At 62.0% G+C, this 20222-nt stretch carries 17 protein-coding genes, 1 tRNA gene and 1 rRNA gene; 8 read left to right on the top strand and 11 right to left on the bottom strand.

Translation table 11 applies throughout. The features are described 5' to 3' along the window. Window positions 1-13: 13 nt before the first annotated feature. Window positions 14-328 carry a putative signal transducing protein gene (locus tag OKB87_RS06885; RefSeq protein ID WP_011704337.1) on the bottom strand — a complete coding sequence of 105 codons (315 nt, stop codon included), beginning with the start codon at window positions 326-328 and terminating at the stop codon, window positions 14-16. Between the two features lie 56 nt (window positions 329-384). Next, a complete protein-coding gene (locus OKB87_RS06890; protein WP_270826924.1) occupies window positions 385-1287 on the bottom strand; it encodes a LysR family transcriptional regulator in 903 nt (300 codons plus the stop codon). A 96-nt stretch (window positions 1288-1383) separates the two neighbouring features. Here OKB87_RS06890 and OKB87_RS06895 point away from each other — a divergent pair, with 96 nt between their 5' ends. Together OKB87_RS06895 and OKB87_RS06900 are read left to right on the top strand one after the other, a co-directional pair. Continuing rightward, complete coding sequence (locus OKB87_RS06895; protein WP_270826925.1) at window positions 1384-2436, top strand: HlyD family secretion protein; 1053 nt, start codon at window positions 1384-1386, stop codon at window positions 2434-2436. After that, complete coding sequence (locus OKB87_RS06900) at window positions 2436-3989, top strand: DHA2 family efflux MFS transporter permease subunit (RefSeq protein ID WP_270826926.1); 1554 nt, start codon at window positions 2436-2438, stop codon at window positions 3987-3989. The genes OKB87_RS06895 and OKB87_RS06900 overlap by 1 nt, the downstream gene beginning before the upstream one ends. A gap of 89 nt (window positions 3990-4078) precedes the next feature. Here the strand turns inward: OKB87_RS06900 and OKB87_RS06905 are convergent, their stop codons facing one another. Then, complete coding sequence (locus OKB87_RS06905) at window positions 4079-4705, bottom strand: lysoplasmalogenase (RefSeq protein ID WP_011704333.1); 627 nt, start codon at window positions 4703-4705, stop codon at window positions 4079-4081. Between the two features lie 188 nt (window positions 4706-4893). On the opposite strand from OKB87_RS06905, the gene OKB87_RS06910 reads away from it, so the two are divergent. Further along, window positions 4894-5034 (top strand): hypothetical protein, encoded by a 141-nt coding sequence (locus tag OKB87_RS06910; RefSeq protein WP_162489544.1) that lies wholly within the window; start codon window positions 4894-4896, stop codon window positions 5032-5034. A gap of 191 nt (window positions 5035-5225) precedes the next feature. On the opposite strand, the gene OKB87_RS06915 is transcribed toward OKB87_RS06910, so the two are convergent. The 6 genes from OKB87_RS06915 to OKB87_RS06940 form a co-directional block, all read right to left on the bottom strand. Beyond that, window positions 5226-7778 carry a TRAP transporter permease gene (locus tag OKB87_RS06915; RefSeq protein WP_044798929.1) on the bottom strand — a complete coding sequence of 851 codons (2553 nt, stop codon included), beginning with the start codon at window positions 7776-7778 and terminating at the stop codon, window positions 5226-5228. Between the two features lie 102 nt (window positions 7779-7880). Continuing rightward, the gene (locus OKB87_RS06920) at window positions 7881-8852 is read right to left on the bottom strand and encodes a TAXI family TRAP transporter solute-binding subunit (protein ID WP_016349123.1); all 972 of its coding nucleotides are present in this window, start codon (window positions 8850-8852) and stop codon (window positions 7881-7883) included. 415 nt (window positions 8853-9267) lie between these two features. Next, window positions 9268-11421, bottom strand: coding sequence for a S9 family peptidase (locus OKB87_RS06925; protein ID WP_270826927.1), 2154 nt, complete (start codon window positions 11419-11421; stop codon window positions 9268-9270). 223 nt (window positions 11422-11644) lie between these two features. Next, window positions 11645-12076, bottom strand: a complete 432-nt coding sequence (locus tag OKB87_RS06930) for a DUF411 domain-containing protein (RefSeq protein ID WP_011704327.1) — start codon at window positions 12074-12076, stop codon at window positions 11645-11647. A gap of 49 nt (window positions 12077-12125) precedes the next feature. Continuing rightward, window positions 12126-12449: a hypothetical protein gene (locus OKB87_RS06935; protein ID WP_011704326.1), complete on the bottom strand. Its 324-nt coding sequence runs from the start codon at window positions 12447-12449 to the stop codon at window positions 12126-12128. An 87-nt stretch (window positions 12450-12536) separates the two neighbouring features. After that, entirely contained in the window at window positions 12537-13259 is a 723-nt protein-coding gene (locus OKB87_RS06940; RefSeq protein WP_270826928.1) for an SDR family oxidoreductase, read from the bottom strand. A 143-nt stretch (window positions 13260-13402) separates the two neighbouring features. On the opposite strand from OKB87_RS06940, the gene OKB87_RS06945 reads away from it, so the two are divergent. The 5 genes from OKB87_RS06945 (at window position 13403) to OKB87_RS06965 (ending at window position 18522) form a co-directional block, all read left to right on the top strand. Then, the gene (locus OKB87_RS06945; protein ID WP_270826930.1) at window positions 13403-14245 is read left to right on the top strand and encodes a LysR family transcriptional regulator; all 843 of its coding nucleotides are present in this window, start codon (window positions 13403-13405) and stop codon (window positions 14243-14245) included. Window positions 14246-14322: 77 nt separating this feature from the next. Further along, on the top strand, window positions 14323-14922 hold the full coding sequence (gene kefF / locus OKB87_RS06950; protein WP_016349118.1) for a glutathione-regulated potassium-efflux system oxidoreductase KefF: 600 nt from the start codon (window positions 14323-14325) through the stop codon (window positions 14920-14922). Window positions 14923-14992: 70 nt separating this feature from the next. Next, window positions 14993-16849 carry a monovalent cation:proton antiporter-2 (CPA2) family protein gene (locus tag OKB87_RS06955; protein WP_029304384.1) on the top strand — a complete coding sequence of 619 codons (1857 nt, stop codon included), beginning with the start codon at window positions 14993-14995 and terminating at the stop codon, window positions 16847-16849. Beyond that, on the top strand, window positions 16846-17232 hold the full coding sequence (locus OKB87_RS06960) for a SirB2 family protein (RefSeq protein WP_016349116.1): 387 nt from the start codon (window positions 16846-16848) through the stop codon (window positions 17230-17232). Before OKB87_RS06955 ends, OKB87_RS06960 begins: the two co-directional genes overlap by 4 nt. A 303-nt stretch (window positions 17233-17535) precedes the next feature. Further along, window positions 17536-18522: a helix-turn-helix transcriptional regulator gene (locus tag OKB87_RS06965; protein ID WP_005308002.1), complete on the top strand. Its 987-nt coding sequence runs from the start codon at window positions 17536-17538 to the stop codon at window positions 18520-18522. 1285 nt (window positions 18523-19807) lie between these two features. On the opposite strand, the gene OKB87_RS06970 is transcribed toward OKB87_RS06965, so the two are convergent. Then, window positions 19808-19884, bottom strand: a tRNA-Asp gene (locus OKB87_RS06970). A 97-nt stretch (window positions 19885-19981) separates the two neighbouring features. Continuing rightward, window positions 19982-20096: ribosomal RNA gene (gene rrf, locus OKB87_RS06975) — 5S ribosomal RNA — on the bottom strand. Between the last annotated feature and the right edge of the window lie 126 nt (window positions 20097-20222).

The raw sequence follows: 20222 nt of genomic DNA on the forward strand, positions 1-20222 counted from the left end.
GCAGGGCGAGCGATTAATTTTCGTGGGGATCGTGGTGGCAGCGCCAGCAGACATCGAAGTTGGCGCCGTTCTCCTCCCCGCATTGGCCACACAGCCAGCCGTTGCCCTGGCGCTGCTGATAGCGCTCGATGACCCGCCCTGCCTTGCTGCGATCCTGTTCGCGCACCATCAAAGTCACCTGCAGCAGGTCCACCGGCAGTTCGCCCAGGGCGCCAGACAGCGCCTCGCCATTGAGCCGCACCGGCACCCCCTCAACTTCCAGCGCCCCTTTCAGGGCATGGGCCTCCAGCGAATGGGAAGCCCGATACAGATTGATCCAGTGATCCATGTCTTCCCCCTCAGATCCACTCACGATGCCGTGACCACGGCACCGCCTCTGACCGGCTACAGCAGGGTATCTATGCCGTAGTCGGCCCCCTTGGCCACGATGAAGTCGATGAACACCCGCAATTTTCGCGGCATCAGCCGCCGCTCCGGAAACAGCAGGTAAATCGGTACCCTGGGCTGCTGCCACTCGGGCAGCACGGACACCAGGGTCCCGCTCGCCAGCTCCTCGTGGCAGAGCATGGCAGGCAGGGAGGCGAGCCCCAGCCCAGCCTTCGCCGCCTCTCTGGCACAGGTTATATTATTAACCCGAAAGCGGGAGGGAGGGTCAACCAGCACCTCCTTGTCATCCCGCTCGAAGCACCAGTGCGACGCCAGAAAACCGCTGGTCACCGCCACCCGCTCATGATGCACCAGATCCTCGGGATGGGTGATGGCGGGGCTGCACGCCAGGTACGCCGGGCTGGCACAGATCAGGCGGGCGTTGCTCCACAGCCGCCGTGCCGCCAGGTTCGAATCGCTCATGTCGCCGATCCGCACGATCGCATCCAGCCCCTCATTGATGGGATCCACGATGCGATTGGTCAGCTCCAGCTCCACCTGCAGGCCGGGATAGGCTTGCAAAAACTCCGCCACCAGCCTGCCCACCACCAGTTGCCCTGCCTCGATGGGCACCGCCAGCTTGAGGGTGCCGGTCACCTCCTGCTGGCTGGCACTCACCATCAGCTCGGCCTGGGCCAGCTCGTCCACCGCCTTGCTGCAGCGCAGATAGTACTGCTCGCCGGCCTCGGTCAGGGTGAGCTGGCGGGTCGAGCGGTAGAGCAGCCGCACGCCGAGGCGCTGCTCCAGCTCGGCGATGCGCCGGCTCACCGTCGCCTTGGTCATGCCCAGCTCCTGGGCGGCCGCCGTGAAGGAACCCTTGTCGACGATCCGCACTAGAATCAATGCAGCGTTCAGATCCATTGTTGCACCAGTGAAACTGTATATCTCATAAATGGATACTAATCGAAACAGTTGGCCAGTGTTAGCCTGCCTCTCTTAAGTTCAGGAATCCCCCACATGAGTCAACACAAGAAGATCCCCCTGCTGGCAGCCATGATCCTGGCCCTGCTCGGCCTGCTGTTTGCCGGTTACTGGTATCTGCACGGCCGCTATTTCGAGAGCACCGACAACGCCTACCTGCAGAGCGAGGTCACCGGCATCGGTTCCAAGCTGTCCGGCTACATCAGCGAAGTGCTGGTGACCGACAACCAGCCGGTGAAGGCCGGCCAGCTCATCGCCCGCCTCGACAACCGGGAGTACAAGACCAAGGTGGCCGAGGCCGAAGCCGACCTGCGCCTCAATCAGGCGACGGCGGAAAATCTCGCCGCCACCCGCACCCAGCAGCTGAGCCTCATTCGCCAGGCCGAAGCCAAGGTCAGCTCGGCCAATGCCGAACAGGTTCGGGCCCAGCAACAGGTGCGCCGCGTCAGCCAGCTCAACCAGCGCCACTACAGCTCCCAGGACAGCCTGGATGAGGTGCGGGCCGGTCTGCAGGTCAACCAGGCCCAGGAGCAGGAGGCCAAAGCCGCCCTGCAGGCCGCCCGCGAGCGGCTGCTGGTGCTGGATGCCGAGGCCAAGCAGAACCAGGCCAAGCTGGCATTGAGCGCCGCCCAGCTGGAGCAGGCCAAGCTGGAGCTGGCCTATACCGAACTGCGGGCACCGGCCGACGGCATCATCGGCAAGCGCAGTCTGCGGGCGGGGCTCTACGTCCAGTCCGGCATGCAGGTGGCCAGCCTGGTGCCATTGCAGCAGGTGTGGGTAGAAGCCAACTTCAAGGAGACCCAGCTGCTCCACATGCAACCCGGCCAGAAGGTGGAGGTGATCCTGGATGCCTATCCGGATCAGCCGGTCGAGGGGATCATCGACAGCCTGGCCCCCGCCACCGGCGCCAAGTTCGCCCTGCTGCCGCCGGAGAACGCCACCGGCAACTTCACCAAGATCGTGCAACGGGTGCCGGTCAAGATCCGCATTCCGGAGCCGGGGCCGCTGGCGGGCAAGCTGTTGCCGGGCCTCTCCACCGAGGTGATCGTCGACACCCGCAGCCCTGACCCCGTGGTTGCGGCCCACTGATGGAACCCATCCCGCGTCGCAACTGGATCGCGGTCATGGGGGGCCTCATCGGCGCCTTCATGGCCATCCTCGACATCCAGATCACCAACGCCTCCCTGAAGGACATTCAGGGGGCCCTGTCGGCCACCTTGAGCGAAAGCTCCTGGATCTCCACCTCCTATCTGGTGGCGGAGATGATCGCCATCCCGCTGAGCGGCTGGCTGAGCCGGGGGCTGAGCGTGCGGCGCTACCTGCTGTGGACCACCGGCGCCTTCATCGTCGCCTCCGTGCTCTGCTCATTCAGCTGGAACCTCACCAGCATGATCGTCTTTCGGGCGCTGCAGGGCTTCACCGGCGGGGCGCTGATCCCGATGGCCTTCTCCCTCATCGTCAGCCTGCTGCCGCTGCACAAGCGGGCCACCGGCATGGCGTTGTTCGGCCTGTGCGCCACCTTCGCCCCCGCCATCGGGCCGACCCTGGGTGGCTGGCTGACCGAGCAGATGTCCTGGCACTACATCTTCTACATGAACGTGCCGCCGGGACTGCTGGTGATGGCCATGCTGGCCCATGGGCTCGACAAGAAGCCGGTGGACTGGGAGGTGATCAAACGGGTGGATCTCATCGGCATCATCACCATGGCGGTGGGACTGGGCCTGTTGGAAGTGGTGCTGGAAGAGGGCAACCGGGAGGACTGGTTCGGTTCCAGCTTCATCGTGCGGCTCACCGTCATCTCGGTGGTGGCGCTGGTGTTTTTCGTCATCAGCCAGCTGCTGCGGCGCCACCCGCTGGTCAACCTGCGGCTGCTGCACAACCCGCGCTTCGCGCTGGCCTGCTTCGCCTATCTGGTGCTCGGCATGGCGCTGATGGGTTCCATCTATGTGCTACCGCTCTACATGACCCAGATCCACAACTACAACGCGCTGGAAATCGGTGAGGTGCTGATGTGGATGGGGCTGCCGCAGTTGCTGGTACTGCCGCTGGTGCCCAGACTGACCCACAAGATAGATCCGCGCTATCTGGTGAGCTTCGGCTTTCTGGTGTTCGCCGTCAGCTGCTTCATGAACATGAACATGAGTGCCGACTACGCCGGACCCCAGCTGATCCAGTCGCTCATCGTCCGGGCGCTGGGCCAGCCCTTCATCATGGTGCCGCTCTCCCTGGTGGCGACCGCCAGCCTGACCCACGACGAGATCCCCTCCTCCTCGACCCTGCTCAACGTGCTGCGCAACCTAGGCGGCGCCTTCGGCATCGCCATCATCGCCACCCTGATCGACAACGACACCCGCATCCACGTCAGCCAGATCAGCAGCACCCTTGCCGCCAGCAGCATAGAGGGGCAGAGCTACCTGCTGCAGCTGGCCCAGACCATGATGGCGCAGGGCTCCGGCCCCGAGCTGGCCCGCCAACAGGCCCAGGCCATGCTGTCGAACACCATCAGCCGGGAGGCGGCCATCATGGCCTACAACCAGGTGTTCTTCGTGATGGGCATCTTCCTGCTGCTCGCCAGCGGCCTGATGCTGCTGCTCAAGCAGCCCGCCCCCAGGGCAGCCGATGCCGAACCGCTCGAGGCGTGAAAAACAGTGGGAATGAAATAGCAAAACGGGCCTTCAGGCCCGTTTTTTTGTCTGCACACTCCCCTTGGCGAGGGACAACTCCGACGCAGTCACCCCGCCAGCGAGGCGGCAATCAGAAACTGGGCGGCGAAGTAGCTGGTCATCACCCAGGCGGTGGCATGGGGGAAGGGGCGGCGGAATCTGTCCAGCGCCAGCATGCTGTCGGAGAAGAGGAACATCAGCGCCCCCACCAGGGCGGCGGCACTGCCAGCGGTGAGGGAGGCGTGCCAGGCGCCGGCGGCGACCCAGGCCATGCCGATGATCACCAGCATGTAGCAGAACACGGGCACCTTCATCTCCCCGAGCTTGCCCCACAGCAGGCCGAACACCATGCCGGCCACCAGCAGCAACAGCAGACCATCCACCAGATTCAGCACCAGCGGCCCCTGGGCGAAGCCGACGATGTAGCAGAGGTGCGCGACAAAAAACGCCGCCAGCCCCTGGATGAAGCGGTCGCTCGGCAACATCAGCAGCACGTCGCCGGCCAGCGACAGACAGAGACCGAGCAGGATCCAGGCGTGGGAACCGTCGTGGTCATAGCTCTGATAACCGAAGGCCAGCGCGATGATGAGCAGCATGGTCAACGGCTTGCTGATGTAGAACTGACGGGAGTCTGAGCCATAGGCCGCACGAATGTGCCACCAGCCCGATGCGATGATCAAGAAACTCAATAACATGCCCTGCTCCTCACGTGTTGCTCGCAGTCATACGGCAACATCTTCTTGCTGACAAGCAGAGTAACAAATTCCCCCGCCCAGTGGCAGAGGCGCTCAGCAAACGAGCAGTCTACGCCTAAAGTCTAATTGTCCCGCCCACCCTGTTCGGGCATAAGGGACGGGTCCGGAGGATCACCATGGAAGACGCAATGAAAAACTATCTGCCCGCTATCGATATCATGATGTGCCACCTTGGCATCAGCTTCGAGCAAGCCTGTGAACAGCTGGGCCTGAGTCCGGTGGAACAACAGACCCTGAGCCTGCTGCAGGAGCAGGATCCGCAGGAATAATCCCCCCCGGTGATGGATATCATGATGTGCCACCTTGGCATCAGCTTCGAGCAAGCCTGCGAGCAGCTTGGCCTGAACCAGGTGGAACAACAGACCCTGAGCCTGCTGCAGGAGCAGGATCCGCAAGAATAAGCCCCCCAGCGGGGAACATGAAAACGGCGCCATGATGGCGCCGTTTTTATTGACCCTGCTTATGCTCGCACCACCCGGCGCCGTTGCAGCCAGACGATCAGCGCAAACAGCAGGAAGCCGGGCAGCCACATCAGCTCCTTGCGCCAGCGCTCGGTGGGGGCCTTGACCACCAGGATCTCCTGATCAAACTCCATGCCGGCTGCCGCTGCCGGACTGCCGAAGGTGACGCTGTCGATCAGGGTCTTGCCATCCTGCTCATAGAGCGCGAGCCCCAGGCTGGCGAGGCGGGCTTCCCCATCCTCCCCTGCCGGCACCGCCAGCAGCACGGTCGACTGACGCAGCTTGCCCACCGCATCCTCACCCTGGATCCGCAGCCGCAGAGTGCTCTCCGCCTCCACCTCACCCAGGGTCTGGGCCAGCTGGGCCGGCGGCGTCTCGCGATAGGGATCGTGCACCATGTCCATCCAGAAACCGGGGCGGAACAGGGTGAAAGCCACCAGCAACAGCAGCACGCTTTCGTACCAGCGACTCTTCACCAGGAAATGGCCCTGGGTGGCGGCGGCGAAGATCAGCATGGCAACGGTGGCCACCATGAAGATCAGCACCCCGTGGGCAAAGTCCACATCGATCAGCAACAGGTCGGTGTTGAAGATGAACAGGAACGGCAGCGCGGCGGTACGCAGGCTGTAGTAGAAGGCGGTGATGCCGGTCTTGATGGGGTCGCCCTTGGAGACGGCCGCCGCCGCGAACGAGGCGAGCCCCACCGGCGGCGTCACGTCGGCCATGATGCCGAAGTAGAAGACGAACAGGTGCACCGCGATGAGCGGCACGATCAGCCCGTTCTGCTGCCCGAGCGTCACCACCACCGGCGCCAGCAGGCTGGAGACAACTATGTAGTTGGCGGTGGTGGGCAGCCCCATGCCGAGGATGAGGCTCAGCAAGGCGGTCAGCAGCAGCATCAGCAGCAGATTGCCCATGGAGAGCATCTCCACCAGATCCGCCAGCACCAGACCAACCCCGGTCTGGGAGACGGCACCGACGATGATCCCCGCCGTGGCGGTGGCGATGCCGATGCCGATCATGTTGCGGGCACCGGCCACCAGCCCCTCCCGCAGATCGATCAAGCCGTCCTGCAGGGAGCCGTAATCGTGCCGGCCATCGCTGCGCAGCCAGTTGAGCAGCGGGCGCTGGGTCAGCAGTATGATCACCAGCATGACGGTGCCCCAGAAGGCCGACAGCCCGGGCGAGAGGCGCTCCACCATCAGGCACCACACCAGTACCACCACCGGCAGCAGGAAGTGCAGGCCGGAGAGCAGCACGGTACGGGTGTTGGGCAGCTCGGTCAGCGGCTTGTCCGGATCCTCCGCCGCCAGCGGCTCATTGCTGGCGGCAATCTTCAGCAGCCCCAGATAGGTGGCAGCCAGCAGCAGGGCGATGCCGGGCAGGGCATAGTCACCCAGCGCCGGCTTGAGCCAGCCCAGGCCGTAGTAGACCGCCATCGACAGCCCGCTGATCAGGGCCGCGCCAAAGGCAAAGCCGGTCAACCGGCGCAGCCAGGGCTTGGGCTGATGGTCGCCGATGGGCTGCATGCCGAGCTTGAGTGCCTCCAGATGGACGATGTAGAGCAGCGCTATGTAGGAGATGGTCGCCGGCAGGAAGGCGTGCTTGATGATCTCGACGTAGGGAATGCCCACGTACTCCACCATCAGAAAGGCCGCAGCCCCCATCACCGGCGGCATGATCTGGCCGTTGACCGAGGAGGCCACTTCCACCGCTCCCGCCTTCTCGGCGCTGAACCCCACCTTCTTCATCATGGGAATGGTGAAGGTGCCGGTGGTCACCACGTTGGCGATGGAGGAGCCGGAGATGAGGCCGGTCAGGCCGGAGGCCACCACCGCCGCCTTGGCCGGGCCACCGCGCAGGTGGCCAAGCAGACTGAAGGCGAGCTGGATGAAGTAGTGACCGGCACCGGCCCGCTCCAGCAGGGCACCGAACAGCACGAACAGGAACACGAAGCTGGTGGAGACGCCGAGGGCGATGCCGAACACCCCCTCGGTGGTGATCCACTGGTGGTTGGCCAGCGCGGTAAAGCTCACCCCGCGGTGAGCCAGCAGGCCCGGCATCCAGGGCCCCGCCAGGCTGTAGGCGAGAAATACCAGGGCGATCACCGCCAGGGCCGGCCCCAAGGCGCGGCGGGCGGCTTCCAGCAGCAGCGGAATGCCGATGCAGGCGGTCACCAGATCGGCGGTGGTGAGGTTGCCCGGCCGCTGGGCCAGCGCCTCGTACATCACGAACAGATAGGAGGCGGCGCCGGCGGCTACCAGCCCGAGCGCCAGATCGCCGAGCGGCACCCGGTCGCGCGGTGAGCGGCGAAAGGCCGGGAACACCAGATAGGCCAGCAGCAGGGCGAAGGTGAGGTGAATGGCACGGGTCTCGGTGTCATTGAGCACGCCGAAGCCCAGCATGAAGGGCAGCGGCGAAGCGATCCAGAGCTGGAACAGCGACCAGGCGAGCGCCAGGGTGGTAATGCACCCACCCATGATGCCGAGCGGCAGACGCGCCCCCACATCCTGGGCGATCAGTTCCTCGGTAGAGAGTTGTTTATCTTGCATAGGGGTTAACTTGTGCCAACGAGTACAACGACACGACACCCGCTGCTACGGGCTGCGGCAGGCGGGTGTCGAAGAGAGTGACAGCGGCCCTTGGGCCCGCTATCAGAGCCAGCCGCGCTCTTTATAGTAGCGGGCAGCCCCTTCATGCAGCGGGGCGGAGAGACCCACCTTGATCATGTCGGCCTCTTTCAGATCGGCGAAGGCCGGGTGCAGCCGCTTGAAACGATCCAGGTTGTCGAATACCGACTTCACCAGCTGATAGACCACTTCCGGATCGGCCTTGGCACTGGTAGAGAGCACCGCCTTGCCGCCAATGGACGGGGTTGGCTGGTCGCTGCCCTTGTAGATGCCGCCCGGGATCTCGGCCTTGCTGTAGTAGCTCTTCTCGGCCAGCAGCTTGTCGATGTCGGCGCCGGTGACCGGTACCAGCACGGCGTCGGTGGTGGTGGAGGCTTCCTGGATGGCGCCGTTGGGGTGACCGACGAAGTAGCTCATGGCATCGATGTTGTTGTCGCCCAATGCCGAGGCCTGCTCGGCCGGCTTGAGCTCGGAGACCAGGCCGAAGTCGCCCTTCTTCCAGCCCTTCACCGCCATGATCTCTTCGAAGGTGTCGCGCTGGCCGGAGCCCGGGTTGCCGATGTTGACCCGCTTGCCCTTGAGATCGTCGAAGCCGGCGATCTTGGCGTCCTTGCGGGCCAGGATGGTGAACACCTCGCTCTGCAGGGAGAAGACGGCGCGCATGTCGTCCATGGCCCCCTCGGCCTGGAACGGCGGCAGCCCCTTCATCGCCTTGTACTGATGGTCGGACTGCATGATGCCGAAGTTGAATTCACCGCTGCGGATGCCGTTGACGTTGGCCACCCCGCCACCGCTGGCCGGGGCGTTGCACTTGATCTGGTGATCGGCGGCGCCGCGATTGAGGAAGCGGCAGATGGACTGGCCCGCCACGTAGTAGACACCGGTCTGACCGCCGGTGCCTATGGTCACGAAGCGCTCCTGCGCCTGCACCGGGCCACCAAACGAGACGCCGGCCAGGACAGCCGACAGGGCACACGCCAGGGATAATCCTTTCATGTTGTTCATCCTTTTTGATTGATTCAGCTCGCCCGTTCCACGGGCGAATGCCGGACAAACCACCGTTCTGCGTCGGCGGTTGCCCATGACCTCGATATGAGGAATCGGGTGAACGGCGAACGTTCCCCAAAAAGCCACCAGCATCCTGTGGTGAGACAGTCGGCTTCATGCCAACCGAAGATAATTGGCCCCGAGGGGGCCAATTAAAGAGTCATAACGGCTTCGATTAAGCACACGGCGCCAACATAAATCAAACAAAAACACAAAATGATGGATATGGATGACGAGAAATTTGAAGCCGATCATTAATTTGCTGATCAGAGATTAATTGGATGTGCTACCGGTCGGCAGACAGAGCGGGAGGAGGGAGATTCTTTTGCAGCCCTTGACTGGCAAGGGCTGCAACTGTGGTGACTTATGCTTGTGGCTTGGCCAGATCCAGAATAAACGCGAACTCCAGCGCGATATCCTCGTAGGCCTTGAAGCGACCCGACTTGCCGCCGTGGCCGGCGTCCATGTCGGTGCTCAGCAACAACTTGTTATCATCCGTCTTCAGCTCGCGCAGCTTGGCGACCCACTTGGCCGGCTCCCAGTACTGCACCTGGGAATCGTGCAGCCCGGTGGTCACCAGCAGGTTGGGATAGGCCTGCGCCTTGACCTGATCGTAGGGGCTGTAGGCCTTCATGTAGTCGTAGTAGCGCTTCTGGTTCGGGTTGCCCCACTCGTCGTACTCCCCGGTGGTGAGAGGAATGGACTCGTCCAGCATGGTGGTGACCACGTCGACGAACGGCACCTGGGCCACCACGCCGCGATAGAGCTGGGGTGCCTGGTTGATGACGGCCCCCATCAGCAGGCCGCCGGCGCTGCCGCCCATGGCGTAGACCTGATCCTTGGCGCCGTAGCCCTGTGCCACCAGCGCCTCGGTCACGTCGATGAAGTCGTTGAAGGTGTTCTGCTTTTTCAGCAGCTTGCCATCTTCATACCAGTGACGCCCCAGCTCCTCGCCGCCACGGATGTGGGCGATGGCGTAGACGAAGCCGCGGTCCAGCAGGCTCAACCGGGCGCTGCTGAAATCCGGGTCCATGCTGGCACCGTAGGAGCCGTAGCCGTAGACCAGCAGCGGATTGGTGTGCGCCCCCACCCCCTCTTGCTTGAACTTGTCCTTGCGATAGACCAGCGACACCGGCACGGCCACACCGTCACGGGCGGTGATCCAGAGCCGCTCGCTGGCATATTGGTCGGCCTTGAAGCCCGCCACCGGCTGCTGCTTGAGCAGGGTGCGCTTGCCGCTGTTCAGATCGAGCTCGTAGGTGGACGAGGGGGTAGTCATGGAGGAGTAACCATAGCGCAGCGCGCTGGTATCCGGCTCCGGGTTGTAGGCGAGCCAGGTGACATAGGCCGGATCGTCGAAGGCGATCTCTTTCTGCTCGCCACTCTGCCAGTTGACCTGCCGCAGCCGGGTCAGCCCCTGACTGCGCTCCTCCAGCACCAGCCACTCCTTGAACAGGGCATAGCTCTCCAGCAGCACGTCCGGATTGGGGGCGATCACCGCCTTCCAGCGATCCACCGGGCTCTCCTTGGTCTCGTAGAGACCGAAGTTCTTGCCGTCCTTGTTGGAACGCACATAGAAGCGGCCACGGTAGTGATCCAGGCTGTATTCGTGATCCACCTGGCGCGGCAGGAACAGCCGCGGCGCCTGGGTCGGCACATTGGCATCGATGAGGCGCGCCTCGCCTGAGGTGGTGCTGGAGAGGGCGATGACGATGAAATCTTCCGAGGTGGTGGCGTAGAGGCTCACATAGAAGGAGTCGTCCTTCTCCTCATAGACCAGTTGATCCTTGGCTGGATCCGTGCCCAGCTCGTGGCGATAGACCTGGTAGGGCAGCAGCGTCTTGGGGTGCTTGCGCACGTAGAACACCGTCTTGCTGTCGTTGGCCCACACCAGATTGCCGGAGGTGTTCGGAAGCAACTCGGCGGCCCACTTGCCGCTCTCCAGATCGAGGAACTGGATCTGGTACTGACGGCGGGAGAGGAAATCTTCCGCCACTGCCAGCCAGCGATTGTTGCGGCTCACCTCGAGCGCCCCCAGGGCGTAGAACTCGTGGCCTTCGGCACGCTGGTTGCCGTCCAGCAGCAGGCTCGCAGCCTCTTCACCCAGCTTGCTGCGCGAATAGATGGCGTACTCCTTGCCCGGCTCGTAACGGGTCTGGTAGCGATAGCCGTTCTTCACGTAGGGCACCGACTCGTCCTGCTGCGGAATGCGGGCCACCATCTCCTGATAGAGCTGGTCGCGCAGCGGCTTGATCGGTTTGAGCATGGCGTCGGTGTAGGCGTTTTCAGCCTCGAGGTAGGCCAGCACCTCGGGTTTCTGGCGCTCGTCATCGCGCAGCCAGTAGTAGTTGTCGACCCGGGTATCCCCGTGTTTCTTGATGGCGTGAGGGTGTTTGGCGGCCACGGGAGGCTGGATCAGGGTGTCGCTTGTGGGCATGGCGGACTCATCATTGGCATATGAACAGGGAACGGCGGCCAGACAAGCCAGCAGCAGAAGCCCTCGGGAAAAGGTGAACATGTCGCATCCTTTGCGCTGTAAAAGGGTTGGCGGACCTGAGCCTTGGCTCCTTGGACAGGGGATCAATCTGCCCCTTGTCGCCTTCAGTTGCAAGTTCTCCCGCGCCCTGATGTAAAAGGGCCGCCATCTCGCGATGGCGGCCCCATACCTGACCGTGAGCGACACGGGCTCGCTCAGGTGTGCCTCACATGATGGAAGTGTGTCTGCTCACGGCCAGTTTTCATCAGCCGGGGTAGCTCGACCAGACCTTGGTCGCGCCCTCGTTGCTGATGCTCAGCACCTGATAGGGCTGACCCGGAATATCCATGCCTGGCGCACTCTGGGGCATGCCCGGAATGGTCAGGCCGCGGATCGCCGGTTTTTCCTTGAGCAGCTTCTGCACGTCGGCGGCGGGTACATGCCCCTCCACCACATAGCCGTTCACCACCCCGGTGTGGCAGGAAGCCAGCTGCGGAGTGATGCCGTACTGCTGCTTGACCGGTTCAAGCTGCTCGGTTTCGACGACCTTGACCTCAAAGCCGTTCTCTTCCATGTGCTTGATCCAGGTCTTGCAGCAGCCGCAATACTGGGACTTGTAGACGGTCATCTGCTCGGTTGCCAGAGCAGAAAAACTGACGGTACCGGCCAGCACGGCCAATAACAGGGACTTGTACATAACTCACCTCGGATAAGAAGAAATGCCCAAAAAAACAGGGGGACTCGACTCAACCGAGATGACGAGGCGGACGCTCCAGCCGGTCGGTCGGAACATCCGGCATGAACTGGGAAGGGGAGATGAAATCCGGGGTATCGGGTTCCAGCATGGCAACCGTCAGGCTGTCGCCGGTGAGCACCGTCATGGCGAGCGCCGAGGTGAAGCTGCCGCAGGGCATGGCCTTCTCCAGGGTGCGTTCGCTCTGGCTGCAATGGGGCGTCAGGGTACAGAGATCGGTCGCTGCCCGGCTGCCAAACGACATCAGCACCATCAGCAGACTCCACAGGGGGAGCCAGCGGCGGGCGCGAGCGAGTTGGCGACGGGTCAGAACCATGAGACGACTCATTGACGAAAGGTGGCCTATGGTAACCCTTGGCCCAGGGGGAGGGTCAAGCCCTCCCCCGCTTCCAGTCAGCCGCCATCAAGGTTGCTGACGGGTCGCCGCCAGCACGATCTCGCGCACGCAGACATTGGCCGGCTGGTTCCATGCATAGAGCACGGCGTCGGCGATCACCTCAGGCGCAATGACGCCCCCCATCTGATCCTTCCAGTCGTGGTAGCCGGCCTTGATGCTCTCGTCCGTGGTGTGGCTGAGCAGCTCGGTCTCTACCGCGCCCGGAGCTATGGTCACCATCCGCACGCCGACATCGGCCACCTCTTCCCGGATGTTCTCGGTCAGGGCGTGCACCGCGAACTTGGTGGCGCAGTAGGCAGCATGGTTCGGGAAAGTCTTGCGACCGGCGATGGAGCTGATGTTGATGATGGTGCCGCTGCGGCGCGCCTTCATGCCGGCCAGTACGGCGTGAACACCGTTCAACACCCCCATCACGTTGATGTTGAGCATCTGCTGCCACTCGGCCGGGTCCTGCACGTCGGCCTGTCCCAGCAGCATGACGCCGGCGTTGTTGACCAGACAGCCAACCGGGCCGAATTGCACCTCGGCCTGCTGGATGGCGGCCTTCATGGCGGCGGTGTCGGTCACATCGACCCCGATGCAGAGGGTATCGGGCAGATTCAGCGCCTGCATCGGCTCCACCCGGCGGGCCAGCAGCAGCAGCGGATGGCCCGCGGCGGAGAAGGCGCGGGCGATGGCGGCACCGATACCGGCAGAGGCACCGGTGATCACGACGAGAGGCTTGGACATGATGTTTTCCTTCTGATTCAAGAGTCGGTTTGAGCAAACAAGCGGCTGGCCAGCACGGAACGGGATCACTATAGTCACTGCATCCATCAGTGATAAATATTGTTTTCCGCTGGTTATCATCTGAAAAAACTATGGTTGGGCTTATGCTGGACTTGAGACTGCTGCGCTTCTTCATCGCCATCTATGAAGAGAAGAACATCACGGCGGCGGCCGAACGCTGCCACGTCAGCCAGCCCTCCCTCTCGGCGGGGCTGCGCCAGCTGGAAGAGACCCTGGGTGACAGCCTGTTCATCCGGGGCAAGAAGGGGGTGGCGGCCAGGGATCAGGCCCATTACCTCTATCCCCACGCGGTCAAGCTGGTGGAAGAGGCGCGCCGGCTACCGGCGCTGTTTCGCCAGAAGGCGACGCGTGCGCGGCTCAACATGGCCATCATGCCGGACCTGAGCCGGCGGCGGGTGGCGGGATTGCTGCAGCAGGTGCAGGCTGTGCTGCCCGAGCTGGATCTCACCCTCTCCGATTACGGGACGCCTGCCGACTGTCGGCTGACCCTGGATGCCCTGCGCCGCGAAGACGAGATCTTCCTGCCACTGTGGGAAGAGGATTATGTCTTGTGCGTGCGAAGCGACCATCCCCTCGCCAGCCGCCAGCAACTCGAGTTGGCCGAGCTACAACATTATGATTTTATTGAGTGCCCTCCCTGCGAAGCCCATCAGCAAACCATAGGCCTGCTGGCCTGTGACCGGCTCACCCTCAATCTGGTGGCCAAGGCCGGGAGCAAGGGGCTGGTGATGGCGCTGGTGCTGGCCGGGGTCGGCATCAGCTTTCTGCCGGACGGGCTGGTGGAGGACGAAGCAGGTCTGTGTACCGTACCGGTGCGCGGACCACGGATGTTCCGGCGCATCGGCCTCTGCTATCCCGCCCACCAGACCCTCAATCCGGCGCTGCGCGAGCTGATCCCGGAACTGGCGAGCCATGGCGCTTCTTGATAACGTCGCTGCTCAATGCATCTTTTTTTCGCCGGTCGCTTGCACCGGTATTTGGCCCCTCTTCAGATCAGGAACCCATGAAACGCATTCTGGTTATCTTTTCACACCCGGCGCTGCAGAGCTCCCGGGCCAACAAGCAGCTGCTGCAGGCCATCGACGGCCTGGAGGGCGTCACCCTGCACGACCTCTACCAGCACTACCCCAACATGTTCATCAACGTGAAGCGGGAGCAGGCCCTGCTGTCTGAACACGACATCATCGTGTTCCAGCACCCCTTCTACTGGTACTCCTGCCCGGCCATCATGAAGGAGTGGATGGATCTAGTGCTGGAGTATGGCTACGCCTACGGCCCGGAAGCCCACGCCCTCAACGGCAAGCAGTGGCTGTCGGCCATCACCACCGGCGGCGCCCCCGAATCTTATTGCAGTGAAGGCTACAACCAGCGCCCGCTGCTCGACTTTCTGCTGCCGTTCCGGCAGACGGCCCAGTTGTGCGGCATGAGCTGGTTGCCGCCATTCGTGCTGCACTCCTTTCACAAGATCCGGGATCAGGAGGCGCTGCGCCGCTGTGGCCAGGACTATCGCCAGCTGCTGTGCGCCCTGCGCGACGAACAACTGACCCCGGCCCAGCTTGCCGGCAGCCCCTATCTGCGCGATCTGCTGGAGGTACTCTCATGACCCGCTCTCGATCCGGGCGACGGCCCGGCCTGCCGACATCGGTCTCCACCACTGTACGGAGGATCCGCTGATGGGACATGGTTTGCTGTTCGATGCCTTCATCTACCTCTCCGCCGCGGTGATCGCGGTGCCGCTGGCCAAACGCTGGGGGCTGGGCTCCGTGCTCGGTTACCTGCTGGCGGGCATCATCATAGGTCCCTTCCTACTGGGGCTGGTGGGTGAACAGAAGGATGTGATGCACTTCGCCGAGTTCGGGGTAGTGCTGATGCTGTTTCTGGTCGGGCTGGAGCTCAGGCCGGCGCTGCTGTGGCAGCTGAAGGGGCCGATCCTCGGCACCGGCGGGCTGCAGGTGCTGCTGACCACGGCCGCCCTGACCGGCGTGGCCCACCTCATCGGCCTGCCCTGGCAGCAGGGGCTGGCCATCGGCCTCATCCTGGCGCTCTCCTCCACCGCCATCGTGCTGCAGAGCCTGCAGGAGCGCAAACTGATGCAGAGCGAGAGCGGCCGCTCCGCCTTCGCCGTGCTGCTGTTCCAGGACATTGCCGTCATCCCCATCCTGGCGATCCTGCCGCTGCTGGCCATCGCGCCGGTGGCCAGCAGCGGCAGCTCGGAGCTGGCCGGCTGGCAACACGGCCTGCTGGTGGTAGCTGCCATCTCCGGCATAGTGCTGGGTGGTCATTACCTGATGCGACCGGTGTTCCGCGCCATCGCCCAGTCCCACATGCGGGAGATCTTCGTCGCCGCCGCCCTGCTGCTGGTGATCGCCATCGCCGTGCTGATGGAATCGGTCGGCCTCTCCCCCGCCCTCGGCTCCTTCCTCGCCGGCGTGGTGCTGGCGGACAGCGAATATCGCCACGAGCTGGAAGCAGACATAGAGCCGTTCAAGGGGCTGCTGCTCGGCCTCTTCTTCATGTCGGTGGGCGCCGGCATCAACTTCGGGCTGTTTGCCGAGCACCCGCTGCTGATCCCGGCCCTGGTAGTTGGTCTGATGGTGCTCAAGTGGCTGGTGCTGATGGCGCTCGGCTTCGCCATTCGCATCTCGCCGAGTCAGCGCTGGACCTTCGGGCTGGCGCTGGCCCAGGGCGGCGAGTTCGCCTTCGTACTGTTCTCGTTCGCCGCCCAGAACAAGGTACTGCCAGGGGATACCATCGCCCTGCTGACCCTAGTGGTGGCGCTCTCCATGGCGCTGACACCGCTGCTGCTGATCCTCAACGATCGGGTGATCCAGCCCTGGTTCGACTATCGCAACCAGAGTGAATTGCCGCAGCACGAGCAGCCGGAGCTGGTGGAGCACCCGGTCATCATCGCCGGCTTCGGCCGTTTCGGTCAGATCGTGGGCCGTCTGCTGCACGGCCACGGCATCGGTACCACCATCCTCGAGCAGGATGCCAGCCAGATCGAGATGCTGCGCAAGTATGGCTATCAGGTGTTTTACGGCGATGCCAGCCGGCTTGACCTGCTGCACGCCGCCGGCGCCCACAAGGCCAAGCTGCTGGTGCTCTCCATCAACGATCCGGCCACGTCACTCGAAGTGATTGAAATGGTGAAGAAACACTTCCCGCACCTTAAGATACTGGCGCGAGCCCAGGATCGTCCCCACGCTCACGAGATCCTGCGCCAGGGCGTGGGCAGCGTGTACCGGGAAACCCTGGGTTCTGCCGTGGATCTGGGGGTGGAAGCCCTGACCCAGCTCGGCTTTCGGGCCAACCAGGCCTGGCGGGCCGGCCAGACCTTCAAGCAGCACGACAACTGGCTGCTGCGGGAACAGGTCAACTACCTGGACGACGAACACACCTATATCAACAAGAGCCTGCAATACCGGGACATCCTCTCCGATCTGCTGCAAGACGATCAGGAAGGACAGGAGCGCATTCACGCTCACAACTGGAACAGCGGTCTGCCCGACAACGACAAGGAAGCAATATGATTGCCTATTACCCCATGCTCAAACATCTGCACATGACGCTGGCGCTGGTCAGCGTGCTGCTGTTCCTCTATCGCTGGCTGCTGGCCCTGGGTGGCAGTGCCCGCCTGCAGCAGAAGTGGCTGAAGATCCTGCCCCATGTCAACGACACCTTCCTGCTGCTGTTCGGAGTGCTGCTGGCGGTAACCCTGCAGATGAGCCCGGGCCAACAACCCTGGCTGATGGCCAAGCTGATCGCTCTGGTGGTTTACATCGGCCTCGGCGTCATGGCGCTCAAGCGCCCTGCGCGCAGCCAGAAGCTGGTGGCCGGCCTCGCTGCCCTGGCGGTATTTGGCTACATGGTGGGCGCCGCCATCACCAAATCAGCCTTGTCCTGGCTGGCCTGATCCAGCCAAAAAATACCTGCCTGGTGGAGGGGAGCCATCCCCTCCACATCATATTCTGCATTTCCCCGTCATTTCTGTTTTTTCCTCTCCCCCAAATCCGTAAGGCAGCACTTTCATTTGGTGATTTTTCATCATTTTTAAGCCTCGATTGCTGCCCAAAATGATAGCAATTATGTTTAGGATCATGTGGTTAGCTTGGTTTGTATGAAAATGGCGACAGTTGTCGCAGCAAAACTTGCGACATAGACTGTCGCAAGGCATGGCTAGGATACACTCAACGCTAAACCAGTGAAGGCATGCACCATGAGTAAGAAGCTGTTACGACAACTGACCTTGGCGCGTTGCATCCCGCACCGCCCTTACAAGCTGACCGCCAGCCAACTCCAGGTAAAACTGGAAGAAGAAGGCATCCACGTCAGTCTGCGTACCGTGCAACGGGACCTGGAAGAGATGTCCGGCATGGGGTTGTTCGATCTCACCTCGGATGAACGCAGCAAACCACACGGCTGGTGCTTCGAGCGCCATGGCCTCAACGATTTTGCCAACATCATGCCGCTCTCCTTGGCAGTGGCGCTGAAAACCTGGAGCGATCAGGCCAGCCAGCTGTTGCCGGCCAGCGTCCTGACCGAACTGAACCCCTTGGTCGACAAGGCCAGCCAGGTGATCCGCGACAGCCAGAGCGAACTCGCAGAACGCTGGCTCGAGAGCGTACACCAGTCACCGCGTCCGTTTGCCGGCAACCCGGAGATCCGCCGCAGCACGCTGATCCGCGATGCATTGTGGCGCGGTCGCAAGTTCAGTGCCGAGATCCAGCGGGTCATCAAAGAGCGCACAGTATGGCTCTGCTACGACCGCATCAATCCGCTCGGCATCCTGAACCAGGCGGAAGGGCCGACCCTGCTCTGCACCCTGTCCGAGCTGGATCCCAAGGTCTACGGCATCCCGTTTGACCACATCAAGAACGTGGAACTGACCAACTTCAGCGCGACCCAGCCGAAGGATTTCAATATTCAGAAACTGATCCGCGATCAGGGGTATCAGGATGTCAGCGGGCCGATCCGCTTCGTCGGTCGCATCGATGCCAACTGTCCGACCCTGGTCGACGGCCAGATCCCTGGCCACAATCCACGCATGACCCGCTATGACAAGCGCAGCGTGGTGGTGGAAACCGAGGTACAGGACACCCCCGAGTTCCGTACCTGGCTCAACAACATGAGCGGGAATCTGGAAGTGCTGGCGCCTGAATCCTTGCGCAAGGCATATCCGACACCGGGTAGCCGTGTCAGCTGAGCACCTCAGAAAAAAGCCGGGCCAAGCCCGGCTTTTTGTATTCTTTTTGAGCATATTTATTCAACTAATTTTTAAGTCTTGCCCACCGAATTGAGCCTGTTTGTACCATCGTTTTCGCCCCGTTTTTGCGTGTAAGAGATCCGCCATGGCAGCTGTAAGAGGCCACTGTGTCGAACCGTACGCGAAGCCATCTTTGAATCCACATGCTTTCCCATGAAACAAACTAATACCATGATTTGTATGGCTTTATTTCTATAGCATTGGTCATTAATCCGTTATCGCCACGCCAACAACGCCGGATCCTCCCTTGTGCCGCCCCCTGGTTCCCTTAATATGGGTCTCACAAGGACGGAGCTGGTTCGGCAGGATGCGGAAACAGCGCATAAGTAGGGAATAAACCACAGGGTGTGGGCAAGGAACACCTCAGGATGAGGGCGGTAACCAGGACGGTTATCAAACGGATTGCAGGACACCACGGGACGTGGTTGCGGACACCTCGGGATGAGGCAGAGCAAACAGGATGATTGCTCTTCAGGAAGAATATGGACCTCGCAGGAAGCGAGCAGGACAGCTTCAGGATGAAGCGAGACAACGCGGATGGTTGTCTGTCAGGATGACGCAAGGAACACCACGGGATGTGGTAACGGACACCTCCAGGATGGAGAGAGTGCAGCAATCAGGAGCGATTGCCAGGCTAGGATGGCCACAGGACACCTCAACGGATTGGGAAGGGGATATTCCGAAGGATCAGGATAAAGTCAGGGATTGCAGGGAGCGTTGCAGTTCATGGACTGGACTAGATGACTTGAGGGGACGGCAGCCGCCGTCCCCTTTTCTTTATGTGCATTTTGTACCTGAACGGGTCAATGACAGGGATTCTATTCGCTACCACAGCACATCCTGTGTGCTCTAGAGCCCCTTCAATCTGGGTGCCCATTGTCAGCCAGAATACTCCCTCCCTCACCTCCTACACTTCGTGAACGCGGCTCTGGGTTGGTGCTCTGCAGGGCGGTCAAGTAAACCACCCGCAAAGCTCCCCCTCCATTTGCTCAGACCTTCTTAAAGGTGCTTCAACCAAGGAAGGCTCCCAGTGTAAAGCTGGCTCATTGCCAGCGACCACATACCCGCCGGAAACACAGGATGGAATGGACCCATCCCGACATGACCACCGTCTGGCTCTGCGTGTTTTACTGAGTCGCATGAGGAAAAAAGAGACTATTCGGGGATATGGATGCTGTGTCGGAAACAAAAAAAAGCCCAGTCTTTCGACTGGGCTTCTTGTTAGTGGCGGAGCGGACGGGACTCGAACCCGCGACCCCCGGCGTGACAGGCCGGTATTCTAACCGACTGAACTACCGCTCCGCTGTCTGGTTAGCTTTTTGCTAAATTGTCTGCCGCTTCAATGAGGTGTCATCCTCTCGGCCAATTATGCAATGTGTGCATAACTGTTTAATTGGGTGCCTGGCAGTGTCCTACTCTCGCATGGCGAATGCCACACTACCATCGGCGCTACCGCGTTTCACTTCTGAGTTCGGCATGGGTTCAGGTGGTTCCACGGCGCTATGGCCGCCAGGCAAATTCTTCAATCTAAGAAAGCTGATTTTGTTGTTCGTTCTCGGTATCTGCTACAAGCCTTAGAACACTTCTTGGGTGTTGTATGGTTAAGCCTCACGGGTAATTAGTATGGGTTAGCTCAACAC

This window comes from Aeromonas sp. Y318-1, assembly GCF_027706125.1.
In the GTDB taxonomy this organism is placed as follows: Bacteria; Pseudomonadota; Gammaproteobacteria; order Enterobacterales; family Aeromonadaceae; genus Aeromonas; species Aeromonas hydrophila.

Excerpts from the sequence above, each read along its gene's own strand:
- kefF (WP_016349118.1), top strand. The coding sequence starts at position 14,323 with ATGAAACGCATTCTGGTTATCTTTTCACACCCGGCGCTGCAGAGCTCC.
- OKB87_RS06885 (WP_011704337.1), bottom strand. The coding sequence starts at position 328 with ATGGATCACTGGATCAATCTGTATCGGGCTTCCCATTCGCTGGAGGCC.
- OKB87_RS06900 (WP_270826926.1), top strand. The coding sequence starts at position 2,436 with ATGGAACCCATCCCGCGTCGCAACTGGATCGCGGTCATGGGGGGCCTC.
- OKB87_RS06910 (WP_162489544.1), top strand. The coding sequence starts at position 4,894 with ATGAAAAACTATCTGCCCGCTATCGATATCATGATGTGCCACCTTGGC.
- OKB87_RS06955 (WP_029304384.1), top strand. The coding sequence starts at position 14,993 with ATGGGACATGGTTTGCTGTTCGATGCCTTCATCTACCTCTCCGCCGCG.
- OKB87_RS06890 (WP_270826924.1), bottom strand. The coding sequence starts at position 1,287 with ATGGATCTGAACGCTGCATTGATTCTAGTGCGGATCGTCGACAAGGGT.
- OKB87_RS06965 (WP_005308002.1), top strand. The coding sequence starts at position 17,536 with ATGAGTAAGAAGCTGTTACGACAACTGACCTTGGCGCGTTGCATCCCG.
- OKB87_RS06905 (WP_011704333.1), bottom strand. The coding sequence starts at position 4,705 with ATGTTATTGAGTTTCTTGATCATCGCATCGGGCTGGTGGCACATTCGT.
- OKB87_RS06960 (WP_016349116.1), top strand. The coding sequence starts at position 16,846 with ATGATTGCCTATTACCCCATGCTCAAACATCTGCACATGACGCTGGCG.
- OKB87_RS06920 (WP_016349123.1), bottom strand. The coding sequence starts at position 8,852 with ATGAAAGGATTATCCCTGGCGTGTGCCCTGTCGGCTGTCCTGGCCGGC.
- OKB87_RS06940 (WP_270826928.1), bottom strand. The coding sequence starts at position 13,259 with ATGTCCAAGCCTCTCGTCGTGATCACCGGTGCCTCTGCCGGTATCGGT.
- OKB87_RS06930 (WP_011704327.1), bottom strand. The coding sequence starts at position 12,076 with ATGTACAAGTCCCTGTTATTGGCCGTGCTGGCCGGTACCGTCAGTTTT.
- OKB87_RS06915 (WP_044798929.1), bottom strand. The coding sequence starts at position 7,778 with ATGCAAGATAAACAACTCTCTACCGAGGAACTGATCGCCCAGGATGTG.
- OKB87_RS06925 (WP_270826927.1), bottom strand. The coding sequence starts at position 11,421 with ATGTTCACCTTTTCCCGAGGGCTTCTGCTGCTGGCTTGTCTGGCCGCC.
- OKB87_RS06945 (WP_270826930.1), top strand. The coding sequence starts at position 13,403 with ATGCTGGACTTGAGACTGCTGCGCTTCTTCATCGCCATCTATGAAGAG.
- OKB87_RS06895 (WP_270826925.1), top strand. The coding sequence starts at position 1,384 with ATGAGTCAACACAAGAAGATCCCCCTGCTGGCAGCCATGATCCTGGCC.
- OKB87_RS06935 (WP_011704326.1), bottom strand. The coding sequence starts at position 12,449 with ATGGTTCTGACCCGTCGCCAACTCGCTCGCGCCCGCCGCTGGCTCCCC.